The sequence below is a fragment of the Acinetobacter rudis genome (genome assembly GCF_000829675.1).
Lineage (GTDB): Bacteria > Pseudomonadota > Gammaproteobacteria > Pseudomonadales > Moraxellaceae > Acinetobacter > Acinetobacter rudis.
This window is the reverse complement of record NZ_BBRX01000051.1, coordinates 12000-27241: the sequence shown is the minus strand read 5'-3', so window position 1 is coordinate 27241 and position 15242 is coordinate 12000. Positions and strand designations below refer to the sequence as shown.

Below are 15242 nucleotides of genomic sequence, written 5' to 3'. Positions count from 1 at the left end.
TTTTATCCGCTAGGGAATCCACAATTATTGTCCTATACCATTGATATTGATGGACAACGAATGGTCTTTGAAAATGGTGTTCAGCAGTGGGTGAGTTTCGTGTGGCCAAATCAAGGGGCAATCCCTGGTGTAAGGATTACGGCTATAGACTTGGAGGGGCAAACACATACCATTTTTGAGGAGCCTGGCGAATACGGTATTAATCGTTTGATTGATACTGCTCAGCGGATCGAAAAGGGAGGTCACTATGAAATGACGTGGAGTAGTAAAAATAATCCAAAACTTGCTGTGAAAATGTTATTTCGTTTGATTAGTGGTTCTGATCAACATGGTGTAGGGGGGAATCGTGGTTATACAGGGTTAAAGCTGGTCGATCAGGTGACAAGTAGAACAGGAGTACATGTCGTTGCAGCTCAAATTTCACAGCAATCTGAGCAGAAAAAATCAACATCGATGACGACCCAAACGACACCCTCCGTAACAGGGGCAGCACAGTGAAAAAGATCATGAGTATCAGGTGGGAACGAATATGCTCATGATTAAATCTACGCCTTTATATTATGGTAAAAGTCCTGCATGGGGGGATTTTTTAAAAACCAAAGGACAATATGAAATTATTCAATTAATTGATCGATGGATTCATCAAGCATTAGAGGTGGCGATGCTTGATCCAAATTTCAATATGAATTTTAGTCAATTACCTGCTCTGGATTTTTTTATCGCTCATCCACAACAGCAGACTTTTTTAATTGCAAATTTATTGGCCAGTACCGATAGCTCAGGTCGGCGTTTTCCTATGGTGTTGAGCCATTTATTGGCAGTATTGGCACCATTTGAAAATTTGTTCATGTCACCTTTTTTATATCAGTCGGTTTTGCTTGAGCTTAATGATAAAAATCATTTGATTCGAGAAATTGAAGATTCGAATCAACTACAATCAATCTTAAATAATTTACACACTGATTTTGAGATTTATACGTCAACAGATTATAAATCATTTTTTGAAGAATACACTTTGTTTGGGTTTGCCGAACTGATGCAAATCAGCGGCTATCAATTGGTTCAAAGCATGCTTGGATTAGGTCTGTTGTTACAACCAGTGGTTGAACATGGTAGTACTCAGCTCAATAAGGTGCTCATTTTGCCACTGAATAACGAGAAATACTGTCATAGCATTGCTGCATTTTGGGTCAGTCTTATTTGTAGGTTCTTAACGCAGCACAATACAGAAGTGCTTATAGGTATATTACATATGGATTCACCCGTCTTACTCTTTGGTTTTCAAGGTGTAGATATCTCGGCTTTAAGTGATGTCTTTAATCTCAATCTGCAAGGTGAGCGCTGGGTATCATTGATACATGCGCCGTGGATTGATCAGTATTTACAGCAAAATGCGGGTCTCGCAGCCTTAGAACAATCTTTATGTGAAAGAAATATAAGTTTAAATCAAGGCATTCGTTTATTTATACAAACTTTTATAGATGGTTAAAAATGAAATTTAAGAAGAAAACCAAAAAAATATATCGGTTGAGTTTAATGCTACTTCTTTTAGCAGCTGGCCTAAACAGCTTAAGTTATGCTGCCCAGCCTGTCATCGCTGAAGGTGTAGTTCCTGATGAGCTGAGTAAACAGACCGTGTTAAATAAACTCTATAGTGTTTATGGTGCCGATCAGGTCGTCGATAAAATTCAAGTAACAACAGTGGCAGCACCAGAGGGTTGGGCTGATTCAGTAAGCAACCTGATTATACCTGAGTTAAAAAAGTTGTCTCAGGGGAAGCTTGATGTGAATGGTACTGCTGTGTTATTGACAGGCAAGATTAATCATCCGAATGAAATCGTTGCCACAAGTCGTTTATTTCAGTCCATTGTTGTTGCGCCATATCGCTTTAGCGCGCAAATTTCTGCAAATCAAGCGGAGCAGAAGTTGGTTGATGATGCTTTAAAAAATCGGATTATTGAGTTTGAATCGGGGAGTGCGATTTTAGCAACTTCAGGAATACAAATCTTAGATGAAATGGTGATCGCCTTAAATCAGCTTCAAGGCAAAAATATTAAAATTATTGGCCATACCGATAGTTCAGGTGATAACAATAAAAATATGCGTCTTAGTCTGCAACGGGCTGAGGCAGTTAAAAATTACTTAATCAGTAAAAATATTGCAGCTGCACGTTTAAGCACTCTAGGTCTGGGTGCTCAGAAGCCAGTTGCAGATAATCATAGTGTAGATGGTCGGAAAAAAAATCGTCGTATCGAGTTTGAAGTTTTATGAAAATATGGAGTATAAAATGGCCAAACCCTATATCACTATTGGTTGTCCAACAACTGGTGGTGGGACAGTGCTCACAGGTGAAAGTCGATTTTTAGTTGAAGGTCTCGCTGTTGCTTGTGTTGGCGATACGGCAAGTTGTCCATTACACAACACGGTGGCGGTCATTATTAGTGGTGATGCGCATCTACTTGCTTTCGGCAAACCTGTAGCACGGATCAATGATGTGCTCTCATGTGGATGCAGAGTGCTTTCTAAGCAGAGCTTGGTACTTGGAGAAAATTAAATTAGGGATATGCAGCGCAATGACTAAGCCGAGTTAGATAATGATCTAATCCAGCTTACCCATTGCGTCGAACAATGACTTAAGACATTGAACAACTTTGGTTTTGATGATGTGTTCTGAGGCGATGTGCGTGTTGTTGTAAACGATGCTCAAAGTCAGCTGATAAATCATGTAATTGTTGGATTGAATCGTTAAGATACTGCAAATGATCCATACACTGTGCAATTACAGGTGTGGTGAGATCAGTCAGAAGTAGTTGAAGTTTACTTGAAATTTCATTGTATAAACGGTCGTGTCGAACAATTTCAGCTTGACCTGAGCCAGCTGCAATAATTTCATAAGTAATGTTTTGATCTAAGGTCAGCTTATCGGCTGAGATTTGATCAAGTTGGTAGGCTTTTAAATGCTGCTGTAACTGCTCAGAAAGATTTTTCTCAGCCCATTGAATGAGGGTTTTGGTGACTGCATTAATGGCTTGAGTTGAGGCATGTTCTTCCAATAATGTAGGGACTTGCGGCACAATTTCACGCCAAGCATTTGCGATAATTTTTTCTTGCTGTTGCGCTAGGGCAGTTTGCATTTCTTGTGAGAGCTTGCTTAGATCACCAAGAGATTGGTGTAAAACTTGCTGCGCAGGTTCAAGCACTTTTTCTTGTAAATAATGCAAAAATATTTCTGCAGATTTACGTTGCTTATAATCAAAAGCAGGTTCAATGAGCGCCAATAGTGCAAAGAAAAGATGATCGAAACCCGCCTCAGTCATAGACTGAGTATCAAAGCCAGTTTGGCGTGCCATTTGTGCCGAAATTGAGACTGGTGTTTTCAATAAATCAGGTTCGACTTGCATCTGTAGCAATTTATCTTGACTACGACTATAGACATCAGCTTCTTGCAGAGCACGTTGAGTTGCATTTTTATTGCATAATACTGTGCAAATCTCACCATCTAGCTCATCTTCTTCGACTTGGTCACTACGGGTAATAATCGGTAATAGAGGCTTATGGCGACGTAATTCACGTCCTAATGCATCAAGTTCTTGGACTTGACCTGGGGAAGACGAACTACTTAACCAAAGTACCCCATCAGCACTATCAATAAAACGCTGAGTTAGGGCAGCATTTTCAGCAGTCACAGAATGTAGTCCAGGTGTGTCAAGTAAGACCAGTTTTTCACCCAAACAGACACCTTGCAAACGTGCTGTCGTTTCAGTTGCACCTTCACGTAAAGCATCTTGAGTGTAAACCACATGACCTTCTGCGAGATGAAAATATTGAACAGCTTGTCCTTGTAAACGAAAACAGTCTGCTAGAAGGTTGCAAAGTGAACTTTTGCCAGCATTGAATTTTCCAAAGATTAAAAACATCACTTTGTTTTCAAATGCATCAGCGAGGGATTGTGCTGGAGCGAGTTCAGCCCATTGTGCATCCCAAGTATCGATATGAGCAATTATTTGTTGGTTAAAATCACCAATTTGTTTGCTCAGTGCGGTTTCAGGGATAAAGCCCGTAGTCTTGAGTAAGCTATCTTGTATCTGCTTTGCAAACCTGTGCCGCCAACTATGCATCTCGTTGATTACATTTGAGAAATCAAGCTGATGACTACTGTGTGCATCAAGGGTATGAATAAATTGTTGAATAGAAGTACTTTTCGTCATGCTTCATCCTCCAAATTTTTCAATGCTGCTAAGGCTTGTGCATACATAGCAACTTGAGCTGTAGTATCTTCAATGTTTTTAACCAAGGCTTGGCGATCTGGCGAAGCTTCAAAATAATGAGCAAACTCGCGACATAGTCGATCACGTCCACTTTGCTCTTCAAAAATTTTACGTAAATCATGGCGAGACTTCACAGAGACGCCCATGACTGCGATCATGACTGTATTGATACTACGTACTTGGGTTTGTTGCTCAATAGGTAAACCAGTCACACCATAGCGAATTAAATGACTATCGAGGTCAAGACAAGCATGTGAATACGCCACTTGGATACGCGCTCGTTCTTGTTTTCCTGCAGTCATTTTAAACATATTTTCAAATGAATCAGGAACTAGAGCATCATCATGCTCTCTATGAGCAAGTGTAGGCTGTAGATCTACTCGAACTTTGTCTAGAGTTTTGTTGAGATCACGATCAAAAGCTTCTCTTTGATTTTGCTGATGTTGTTTTAACTGTTCTAATGATTGCTGCTCTGTATTTTGTAATTGAGTAAGTTGTTGGCGAATTTCGGTAAATAATAATGCTTTTTCATGAATGCGTGCCTGTGGCACTTGTGCTAATGCATGATCTAAAGCTTGACGTAATTCAGTAAAACCACTTTTTTGAAGTAAGAGTTGTTTATTACCCTCTACACCTTGGCGATGGCGTGTAGCAGATACAGGCAAAAGATTAAAAGCGGGGATTTGTTGCTTGATCGACTCAAGAACTTGAGTCAATACAGTCTGGTCTGGAACTTGGTCAATTTGTGTGAGTACAACTAAAGTTTGACGTTGACTACGTTGGAGGTCTTGATGAAGTTGCTGTAACAGTGGGTGTTCGGCTGCGTCTAATTCACCTTCTTTTACCGAATGCACAAATAAGCGAATATCTGATTTGCACCACAAAGCTTGTTGAGCTAAATGGTCATCTTGTCCACCCACATCTGCATCTAAACCTGGAGCGTCTAGCCAGTTCACTTGTTCATATTGATGTTCATTGAGTGCAACCGTTTCGCGGCGGTCAGCAACTGTAAAAACATCATGACCAATTAACTCATTCAGTAATCGGCTTTTACCGTGATTATATTTACCAATGACGGTGATGGTGGGGGTGAGCATTGCTTGGTTCAATGCTTTTAAACGTGCTAAATCAATAGCTCTTTCTGGTAAAGCACAGAGAATTTGTGCTGCTGCTTCATCAAAATTGCGAGTTTCCATACTTTTGCTCAACTGTCCCTTAAGATAAATAAGGCTGGTAATTACCAGCCATATTTATACGTAAATGAATGTTTAATTTAAAGCTTAACCTTGTAGACGAGGGCGTTCTACAACTTGGTTATCTACACCATCAACCAGACGGCTTAATTTGAAATCAAATTCCATTTCAGCAAATGGAGTATCAAGGCCATTGGCTTTGATTGTTGCTTCATCAGTATGTTCAACGACAGGAACAACAAGACCTTCACGAGTTGCATATGCAAAATCGTCATATACAAAAGGATCGTTTTCCATGTTTAACTGAGTGGTAAGCTTACGGTGACCATCAGCAGTGATGAAGAAGTGAATGTGCGCTGGGCGGTTACCATGACGACCAAGTTGGTTTAACAACTGTTGAGTTGGGCCTTCAGGTGGGCAGCCATAACCTTTAGGTACGATACTTTGGAAGCGATAGCGACCTTGTGCATCAGCAATAATTGTGCGACGCATGTTAAAAGGTGCTTGTTCACCCGTTGGGTCAAAGTGTGAGTAGAAACCTTTAGTGTTGGCATGCCAAACTTCAACTTGAGCACCAGGGAATGGTTTGCCATCTGCATCGTAAATTACGCCATGCATAATCAATAGTTGACCATCTGGATCACTACCGTCGTCAAGACGAGCATAACCTTGTTCTACTGGAGCACCAGCAACGTACAAAGGACCTTCAATAGTACGTGGCGTACCACCTTCAACTCCTAACGCTTCATCTTCAGCATCCATACGCATGTCAAGGAAACGGTCTAGACCTAAACCAGGTGACAATAGTGCAGCTTCTTGACTTGTACCCAATTGGTTCAAGTACGCAACACCTTGCCAATATTCATCAGCAGTAACGTCTAGATCTTCAACCATTTTAAATAGATCGGAAAGTACGCGATATACAATTTCCTTAACACGTGGACTACCACCTTCCTGTTCTAAACCACTTGCTAGACGTAAAAATTCTTGTACTTCCTGCGTATCGAAAATCTTAACTGTCATGGCTATCTCCTTAAAACGCCAAAAAATGAATGCTTTTTTAAAACAATTCCAACATACCTTGTTCAGAGGTCACTCTTTTAATTTGGCTGCTTTACCTACCTAATCAACTGATTTAGTGAGTTGAAGCATATGTAAAAGAGAATGTCTTACCCTAATAAAACAGGCTTTGTTTCATTCGATGAAATTTATTATAAGTATTGCCTGATATATCACAAGAACCGTAAAAGTGTATATAAATACCTTTTGAGTATATTAAAGTATATTGTGCTTACAACTGATTATCTGTATTTCTGCCAAGCATAAGCTTAGATTAGATCAAGTGATTGACTGCTAAAATGGGTATGAAATAGAGGGCTTACCGCGTGAGATGGCATATTTCACATCGAATATCGGCTGTTGTGGTGAAAAACTAGACTGGAGTTGGTCTGGTATTTCTCTGTGCTGCTTAATTATCAAACGATAAAGCTTATAGAAAATTGGTTGATTGTATTGAAAAATATTAAGCAGACTAATTCAGTAAGATTATGCTTAAATGAGTATATCTAACTTTATAAATTTCATCATATAATTAAATTTAAAAAAAATATCGATGTAATTGGCAACTGAAATCTTAGTCAAATATTAAATCAGTGACTGTAGATTAGGTTTTATATTGATTGTGAAAATGACATTGAAAGGTTATTTTTATTCAAAGCAATTTGAGCAGCTACAGTTTAATTCACTGTACTTGTAGAACTAAATGAAATCATTAGGCTATAGAGTTTAAATATGATCAACAGATTGAAAATTAAGCACCTAGTACTCTGTAGTGCGATGATTTCGCTTTTAACAGGTTGTCAGTTAATCAAGCTTAAACAACAAGCTATGGGCACGCAACTATCCAATAATATCGAAACTATTCTGACAAGTTCGAAGTTAAGCAGTGAAACATCAAACTTACTCTTATTAAATAATCAGTCACAGTCCAATTGCATCAACAATGCGGATCTCTGTGTTGTGACTTGGAGTGATAATCAGTTTATCGATCGTGCTGAGGTATATTCTGCAGCCAGTGAATTGTATTTAGCACATGCTCAACAGTTAGAAAATTCCTCATCTTGTCATAAAGCACTAAAACCAGAAATTTTGAGCAAAGCTGGAACTAAAGTACAAAGCTGTATGGATCAGCAATTAGCAGCTTTGGATAAAAGCATCCGCTATAGTTATATGTACTTATTTAGAACAACGGATAGTCCTCAATCACGAGTGTTTAGTATTCGTCAGTCACAAGTGAGAACTTTTTATAATTACGGTTTGTCACGCTTTATGACTTTGCAGTATTTAAAACAAAATTTTGATCAAATACCAACTGAATTTCAGGTCGGGGAGCAACGTTACTCTTTTGATTTTAAGTCTTACCCTAGCTTAGAAAATATGCCGATTGAACAGTTTCGTTCTAGTTATAATATGAAGTTCCAAGGTTTGTTTACCATTAACCGACGTGATGGATTTGGCGCTGAATTTGTGGTGGTACGTAAGACTAAACCGATAAATCCATCTAAAAAATTTATTTTTAATCCTGAGGAATACTATAAAAGTTCAGAGGATTGGAATATTTATTTTGCAAAGAATCTTCCTGTAACAGTGATCGCAGAGCCTCAGCAAGCTGGTGAGAAAAACATATTAACAGCACCTTTTGTTATTCGTTTTTTTGATCCCTATAAAGTAGAAGATGCTGTTGTAGAAGGAGATAGCTTTAAAATTACGGGTAATTTTTCAGTACCTTATGGTCTTTGGTTATCTGCAAATAATTTCGGTATGCTGGGTTATAAAAAGGTATTAAATATGGGGGAGAGTTCAGCAATGCCCCATTTATTTATGATCGAGCCTTATCAGCCCAATAAAAAGGTGATTGTGTTAATTCATGGTTTAGCCAGTAGCCCAGAAGCTTGGGTCGCATTAACCAATAATATAATGGGCGATAAAGTCCTGCGGGAAAATTATCAAGTTTGGCAAGTGTTTTACACAACAAATATGCCCATTTGGGAAAGTCGCTATCAAATTAATGCATTACTGAAACAGGCATTTAGTCAGACCGTAGCAGGCTCAGTATCATCTCAAAATGCAGTTTTAATTGGGCATAGCATGGGAGGAATCATTAGTCGATTATTGGTCAGTGATGCCGACATTCGTGCCTCAGCCATTCCATTTTTAAGTGATGATGAGCGTAAGTTTATCTATGCTCATCCGAGTATTGTTGATCGTTTTCAATTTGATCCAATTCCGAATTTTAGCCGCGCTGTATTTATTGCAGCACCCCATCGTGGAACAGATTATGCCGATCGTTGGTTTACACGAAGTGTGCGTAAAATGATTCATTTACCTGGTGATTTTTTCGGTACTTTAAAAGATGGAGATTCTCCAAAGAAAGTGAGTCAATCGGTTCAGTTAGGTGTTGCTACAATAGGTCCGAATGACTTAAGTGACAAATCAACTTTTATGCAGCTCACCAGCTCCATTGAGCCAGTAGCAGGTTTTAAATATCATTCGATTATGGGGAATCATACGCAGAGTCAGGATCCAAGCATGATGTCTGATGGTATTGTTCCATATAAAAGTTCACATTTGGATCATGCGATTTCTGAAAAAATTATTCATGGTGGACATTCTATTCAAGAGACACCTGAAGCAGTACATGAGCTACAACGGATATTAAGACAGCATTTGCAACAATAACGCTGTAATAGTTGATGTTACAGTTGATGAACTTTTTGAGTGTTAAACATTCAGTGCTTTTTGTTCTTGTTGTAGGACAGTGTAAGTCAGCCAAAGTGCTTTATGAGATAACATCAAAGGATTAAGATCAATTTTAAATTAATTGATGGAGGAAAATGAGCGTGAAATTAAAACAATTACTTGTTGTGATGAGTGTAATCACCATTTCAGGTATTTCTACTGCTGCAACGGTCAACTATAAAATCGATCCTACACATACTGCGACAGTATTTAGCTGGAATCATCTTGGTTTTTCTACACCAAGTGCGAACTTTAGAGATATTCAAGGAACCATTGCTGTTGATAATGACCACCCTGAAAAATCATCGGTCAATGTAAATATTCCTGTAAAGAGTATCAATACCAATGTGGCGATTTTCGATACTAAGCTACAACAAAGTGAATGGTTTAATTCAGCCAAGTTCCCCGTAATTACCTTTAAAAGTACTAAAGTTGAAACCACGGATAACAAGAACTTTAAAATCTTAGGTCAGCTCACAATTAAAGGCATAACAAAACCTGTGGTATTAACCGCAGTATTAAATCAACAAGTTCAGCATCCTATGCTTAAAGTTCCAGCGATTGGTTTTAATGCATCAACTCAAATTAAACGTTCAGATTTTGACATTGCAGGTTATGCGCCAGCTGTGAGTGATGAAATTGACATTCAAATTACAACCGAAGCAATTGCTGTTAAATAATTTCTCAGAAAAGCAAGAGTCAAAGATGCTTATATTGGGTATTACATATAAGCATTGACAGCTCATTTAAATCAGATTGCCTAAATAAGCTCTCCAAGCTTTTAATATTTAGTTCAGGATAAAACCTCAGCAATGATTGTCGCCGCTTTGATGAGAACGTTAAGGGGCGAAACATCAGAGTGTCTGAGGGTTTATCGTTATTTTCACCCTTGTTCAAACTATGCAGATGATCGGTTGTTTAAGCCCGCATGGGCGTGGAAAATAAAGCAATGGTTTTGTTTATTGTTACGTGACTTTCTGGGATAACACTTTAAAATAAAATAATTATTTAAATTGGATTTTGAAATGACTCAACGTATCGATTACAACACCGTCGCTCCTGCAGGGCTGAAAGCACTTGGCAGTGTGTACGGTTATATTTTACAAAGTGGTTTATCTGCTGAATTGGTTGAGCTGGTGTATTTAAGAGTTTCGCAAATCAATAATTGTGCTTACTGCTTAGACATGCATACACGAGATTTGCTAAAGAAAGGAGTGAAAATCGAAAAATTGGCTTTGCTACAAGCTTGGCGTGAAGCTGGTGCTTTGTTTACTGAGCGAGAAAAAGCAGCGTTGGCTTGGGCAGAGTCCGTGACTCATGTTGCAACTTCAGCGGTACCGGATGATGTATATGCATATGCACACTCAATTTTTTCAGAAAAAGAGCTGGTCGATTTAACCTTAGCGATTAGTTTAATGAATGCTTATAACCGCATGGCGATCAGTTTTCGAAATCCACCACAAGCTTTGATTGAGTGAGTCGATCATTAAAATAGTTTTAATGGTGATAACAGCAAATAGACTGCTTTCACCTTAACTTTTAAAGATGATGTGTTAAACCGATGGACTGATTTTTATGTATTAATTGTAATTTTAGTCCATTTTATATTGTTAAATTTTACGTACAAATTTTGACTATTGCATTGCAATATTTTTTAAAATAATAATATTTTTCAATCATCTATTATATCTGGTTTTCATATTAAAATTGGTCTCGTAATTCAAGTTAAATTTATCAATACACTGCGATAGTTTTATCGCTGTGCTAGTGTAAATGTTATGTAATTAGAGTACTTTACTTGATAAAACAGCTGAATATAATTGCGCTTAAACCATTGATATTCAGTTTGGTGGTAGGCAGTTCAAATGGTTAAAAGAGATCTATTTTCTCCTAAAACACCTTGAAATACAGAACATCTAAACTGACTCAGTTGTTTGCTTAATTACAATTCAAATGAGCGCATCAACTAAATGAATCAATATGCTACAAACATTATCCGTGGCAGCCACCACCCAGAATTTCTAAAACACGAAGTCCTCGCAGATCTATTTATCTATACTGCGCAGCATTTTCCTGACAAAACTGCATTAATAGAAGATGACAAGCACATCAGTTATGCAGAACTCTATCAACAAGCATTAACTATGGCTCAGCATCTGAGCTTAAAAGGCGTAAAAGCAGGTGATATTGTGGGGTTATGGCTACCTCGCGGTATAGAGTTATTAAAATCACAACTGGCCATTTGCCTAAGTGGAGCTGCATGGCTGCCTTTTGACATGGATACTCCAGCAGATCGAATTGCTGTGTGTTTAGACGATGCCGCAGCAGTTGGGATGATTACCAGTGATGAATGGTATGAAACACTCACTGAGGTGCCTCAAACAAAATGGCGTAATACAGCCTTACAACAGCCATTACAGCAAGTGGTTGAATTGGATCAGGCTACACCTGAACATCCCGCATATATTATCTATACCTCAGGTTCTACAGGTAAGCCCAAAGGTATTTTAATTACTCAGCGCAATATTTGTCATTTTTTACGCAGTGAAAACCATATCTTGGGCATCGAATCTCAAGATAAAGTTTATCAGGGTTTTTCTGTTGCATTTGACATGTCCTTCGAAGAAATCTGGTTATCGTATTTAGTTGGAGCGACATTATGGCTTGCACCTAAATCTTTGGTCAGTGATCCTGAGCGTTTATGTAAAACTTTACAGCAAGAACAGATAACAGTTTTACATGCAGTTCCTACTTTGTTGGCATTATTTCCTGAGGATGTCCCAAATCTTCGAATTATTAACTTGGGCGGTGAAATGTGTCCAGACGCGTTGGTTGAGCGTTGGGCGTTGCCACACCATCAAATGTTTAATACGTATGGTCCAACTGAAACTACAGTTACAGCGAGTTTGGAACGATTAGAACAAGGAAAACTGGTCACGATTGGTAAACCACTCCCCAACTATGGCATGTTAGTGATTAATGCTGAGCGCGAGTTGTTAGCGCAGGGTGAAACAGGTGAGCTGTGTATTTTTGGTCCAAGTGTTGCACCAGGATATCTTGGCCGTGCCGATCTCACTGCGGATAAATTTATTCAAAATGCTTGGGCAGAAGACACAGAAGAGCAACAGCTTTATCGAACAGGTGATTTGGCGAAAATTGATGAATTTGGCCAAGTGCATTGTTTGGGACGTGCCGATGATCAGGTGAAAATTCGTGGCTTTCGAGTTGAACTTGGTGAGATCGAAGCGGCGCTGTGTGATATTGAGGGAATTGGTACAGCTGCAGTGATTTTAAGAGCTGAAGATGGTGTGGATCAGTTAGTTGCTTTTATCGCTGCAGAAATCGAGGCCAAGCAAGCGATTGATATTAAAAAGTTGCGCCAAGTTTTAATGCAACGATTACCACCCTATATGGTGCCGAATCGTTTTGAACTCATTCAAGATGTACCGCGATTATTGTCTGGGAAAATTGATCGTAAGGCATTAAAAGTACGTGAGCTGACCAGCGTAGTTGACCGAAGTGAATCGGATCTGCCGCAAAATCAGGCTGAGGAAGTTTTATTTGAAGTACTTGCGCGCTTATTTCCAAATATGCCAATTAAACTTGATGCTGATTTTTTTGATGATTTAGGTGGGCATTCATTATTAGCAGCAGTGTTAATTTCTAATTTGCGCCAACATGCTGCATATAGTCATTTAACGATTCAAAATTTATATCAAACCCGTAAAGTTGGTGCGATTGCAGCTTTAATGCTTGAGCAGCCTGAGCAATTGGATGTTGATGGCCAATTGGGACAGGACAATCCACGTAATCATCTTTACAAATGGGCCTGTGCCTTAGCGCAGTCAGTCACTATTCCGGTTTTAATTTCAATTAATATTCTACAGTGGTTAGCCCCGTTCTTTACCTATCACTATTTTACTGGAGGCAGTCGCGATAGTATTCCTTTCGCCGTGTTTATGTCTCTAATGGTCTATATCATGGTGATTATCATGAGTTTTGTGATATCTATTGGGGTGAAACGCTTACTCATGTGGGGAATTGAAGCAGGCCGATACCCACTCTGGGGAATGACTTATTTTCGTTGGTGGCTGGCTGACCGTATCTTAAGTATCTCGCCAGTGTATTTGTTGTCTGGCTCTACGCTGCTTAATCTGTATTTAAAAGCTTTGGGGGCAAAAGTTGGCCACGATGTCAATATTAGCTCAGTGCATATTCGAATGCCGTCTTTATTAACGATTGAAGATGGTGTCAGTATTGGTTCACATGTCAATTTAGAAAATGCCAAAGTTGAACATGGCCATTTGGTTTTAGGGTCAATTCATCTAAAAAAAGACAGTTATTTAGGGTCTTATGCTGTACTTGAAGAAAATACTGTCATTGAAGAACAAGCACAGGTTAATGCATTAACATCCATTGAGTATGGCAGCGTTGTGCCCGCAGGTGAGATTTGGGATGGTACTCCTGCTAAAAAAATTGGCTATGTCAGTGAGTTGGGTCAACTGGCTGAACGACCAAAACTATCGCGTTTACGTAAATATTCAGAATATATTTATTATGCAGTCAGTGCATTAATTATCGCTTGTATTTTCTTTATTCCAATTTTTCCAAGTTTTATTTTGGTCGATTGGTTAGATGTCAACGTCTTTAATATTGATCCAAATAACCACCTACAGATTGCCTTGTATTACTTTGCACTTGCAATTCCAGCCAGTGCCATGATGATGCTGATCACCGTATTTGTTTCGGCTGCTTTGCGTAAATTGGCATTACCGCAGTTAAAAACTGGAACTTATCCAGTTCATGGTGGCGTGTATTATCGAAAATGGTTTGCTGCACAGATTTTAGAAACCAGTTTACAGACTTTGCATGGTTTATTTGCCACGCTCTATGCTCCGACATGGTTTCGACTATTGGGTGCAAAAGTGGGTAAAAATACTGAAATCTCTACAGCCACAGGGGTCATTCCTGAGATGTTGAGCTTGGGTGAAGAAAGTTTTATTGCCGATGCCGTAATGTTAGGTGATGAAGAAATCAAAAATGGCTGGATGACTTTGAAATCTACTCAGATTGGCAATCGCAGTTTTGTTGGTAATAGCGCATATATTGGCGATGGTACTGTTGTACCAGATAATGTACTGATCGGCGTGCAATCGAAAACACCAGCCAATCAGGAAATGTATACGGGACAAACTTGGTTTGGTTCACCAGCTTTGCTATTGCCCGCACGTGAGGCCGTGCAACAATTTCCAGATCATCTGACGTTTAGGCCCAGTACAAAACGCCGATTGATGCGCGGTTTAATTGAGGGTTTAAGGATTGTTTTGCCTGCGGCATTAGCTATCGGTGTTGGTTATACCATCGTGCTTGAAGTGATTGATGTCATCAATATTTATAGTATTGCCATTGGATTAATTGCTTTAACTTTTGCTGGTTTACTCTATGGTATCGGCTGTTTTGCAATCGTGGCATTACTGAAATGGATCCTGATTGGTCGTTATGAAGCGCGCTCTATACCCATGTGGACCATGTTTGTATGGCTGAGTGAGGGAGTGACCAGTTTATATGAGTCAGTCGCAATTCCCAACTTCCTGAACTATTTAAGAGGTACGCCAATGTTACCTTTCTTCCTTCGTCTACTGGGTGTGAAAATTGGTCGAGATGTCTATATGGATACTGCTGACTTAACTGAGTTCGACTGCGTCAGCATTGGTGATCGTGCTGAGTTTAATAGCTTTTCAGGCCCTCAAACACATTTATTTGAAGACCGTATTATGAAAATTGGTCAAGTGCAGATAGAAAATGATGTGGTGGTCAATGCACGCAGTATTATTTTATATAATGCAAAAGTGAGTCATCATGCTGTACTTGGCCCACTAACTTTGGTAATGAAAGGTGAGAGTATTCCAGCACAATCGGCTTGGATTGGTTCTCCTGCAGTGCCTTGGCATTATAAATAAAACAACGATGCTCAGTAATAAGC

At 39.0% G+C, this 15242-nt stretch carries 11 protein-coding genes; 8 read left to right on the top strand and 3 right to left on the bottom strand.

What is annotated here, in order from left to right:
* The 4 genes from Aru01_RS13165 to Aru01_RS13150 form a co-directional block, all read left to right on the top strand.
* Window positions 1-498 (top strand): type VI secretion IcmF C-terminal domain-containing protein (locus tag Aru01_RS13165; RefSeq protein WP_303621052.1); only part of this gene is annotated, 498 nt, incomplete at its 5' end.
* Window positions 499-529: 31 nt separating this feature from the next.
* The gene (gene tagF, locus Aru01_RS13160; RefSeq protein ID WP_016655926.1) at window positions 530-1489 is read left to right on the top strand and encodes a type VI secretion system-associated protein TagF; all 960 of its coding nucleotides are present in this window, start codon (window positions 530-532) and stop codon (window positions 1487-1489) included.
* Window positions 1490-1491: 2 nt separating this feature from the next.
* Complete coding sequence (locus tag Aru01_RS13155; RefSeq protein ID WP_016655927.1) at window positions 1492-2271, top strand: OmpA family protein; 780 nt, start codon at window positions 1492-1494, stop codon at window positions 2269-2271.
* Window positions 2272-2287: 16 nt separating this feature from the next.
* A complete protein-coding gene (locus Aru01_RS13150) occupies window positions 2288-2554 on the top strand; it encodes a PAAR domain-containing protein (protein ID WP_016655928.1) in 267 nt (88 codons plus the stop codon).
* Between the two features lie 79 nt (window positions 2555-2633).
* On the opposite strand, the gene Aru01_RS13145 is transcribed toward Aru01_RS13150, so the two are convergent.
* The 3 genes from Aru01_RS13145 to catA form a co-directional block, all read right to left on the bottom strand.
* Window positions 2634-4208: a dynamin family protein gene (locus Aru01_RS13145; protein ID WP_016655929.1), complete on the bottom strand. Its 1575-nt coding sequence runs from the start codon at window positions 4206-4208 to the stop codon at window positions 2634-2636.
* On the bottom strand, window positions 4205-5464 hold the full coding sequence (locus Aru01_RS13140) for a GTPase (protein WP_016655930.1): 1260 nt from the start codon (window positions 5462-5464) through the stop codon (window positions 4205-4207). Before Aru01_RS13140 ends, Aru01_RS13145 begins: the two co-directional genes overlap by 4 nt.
* Before the next feature lie 84 nt (window positions 5465-5548).
* Window positions 5549-6484, bottom strand: a complete 936-nt coding sequence (gene catA / locus Aru01_RS13135) for a catechol 1,2-dioxygenase (RefSeq protein WP_016655931.1) — start codon at window positions 6482-6484, stop codon at window positions 5549-5551.
* Window positions 6485-7252: 768 nt separating this feature from the next.
* Between catA and Aru01_RS13130 the strand changes: the two genes are divergently transcribed.
* The 4 genes from Aru01_RS13130 (at window position 7253) to posA (ending at window position 15219) form a co-directional block, all read left to right on the top strand.
* Entirely contained in the window at window positions 7253-9199 is a 1947-nt protein-coding gene (locus tag Aru01_RS13130) for an esterase/lipase family protein (protein WP_016655932.1), read from the top strand.
* A 161-nt stretch (window positions 9200-9360) separates the two neighbouring features.
* The gene (locus tag Aru01_RS13125; RefSeq protein ID WP_040331183.1) at window positions 9361-9939 is read left to right on the top strand and encodes a YceI family protein; all 579 of its coding nucleotides are present in this window, start codon (window positions 9361-9363) and stop codon (window positions 9937-9939) included.
* A 345-nt stretch (window positions 9940-10284) separates the two neighbouring features.
* Window positions 10285-10737: a carboxymuconolactone decarboxylase family protein gene (locus Aru01_RS13120; RefSeq protein ID WP_016655934.1), complete on the top strand. Its 453-nt coding sequence runs from the start codon at window positions 10285-10287 to the stop codon at window positions 10735-10737.
* 492 nt (window positions 10738-11229) lie between these two features.
* Window positions 11230-15219, top strand: a complete 3990-nt coding sequence (posA, locus tag Aru01_RS13115) for a delta-poly-L-ornithine synthetase PosA (protein WP_016655935.1) — start codon at window positions 11230-11232, stop codon at window positions 15217-15219.
* The last annotated feature ends 23 nt before the right edge of the window (window positions 15220-15242 follow it).

Coding starts and splice junctions, on each gene's coding strand:
- Aru01_RS13150 (WP_016655928.1), top strand. CDS start 2,288: ATGGCCAAACCCTATATCACTATTGGTTGTCCAACAACTGGTGGTGGG.
- Aru01_RS13145 (WP_016655929.1), bottom strand. CDS start 4,208: ATGACGAAAAGTACTTCTATTCAACAATTTATTCATACCCTTGATGCA.
- Aru01_RS13120 (WP_016655934.1), top strand. CDS start 10,285: ATGACTCAACGTATCGATTACAACACCGTCGCTCCTGCAGGGCTGAAA.
- catA (WP_016655931.1), bottom strand. CDS start 6,484: ATGACAGTTAAGATTTTCGATACGCAGGAAGTACAAGAATTTTTACGT.
- posA (WP_016655935.1), top strand. CDS start 11,230: ATGAATCAATATGCTACAAACATTATCCGTGGCAGCCACCACCCAGAA.
- Aru01_RS13130 (WP_016655932.1), top strand. CDS start 7,253: ATGATCAACAGATTGAAAATTAAGCACCTAGTACTCTGTAGTGCGATG.
- Aru01_RS13140 (WP_016655930.1), bottom strand. CDS start 5,464: ATGGAAACTCGCAATTTTGATGAAGCAGCAGCACAAATTCTCTGTGCT.
- Aru01_RS13155 (WP_016655927.1), top strand. CDS start 1,492: ATGAAATTTAAGAAGAAAACCAAAAAAATATATCGGTTGAGTTTAATG.
- tagF (WP_016655926.1), top strand. CDS start 530: ATGCTCATGATTAAATCTACGCCTTTATATTATGGTAAAAGTCCTGCA.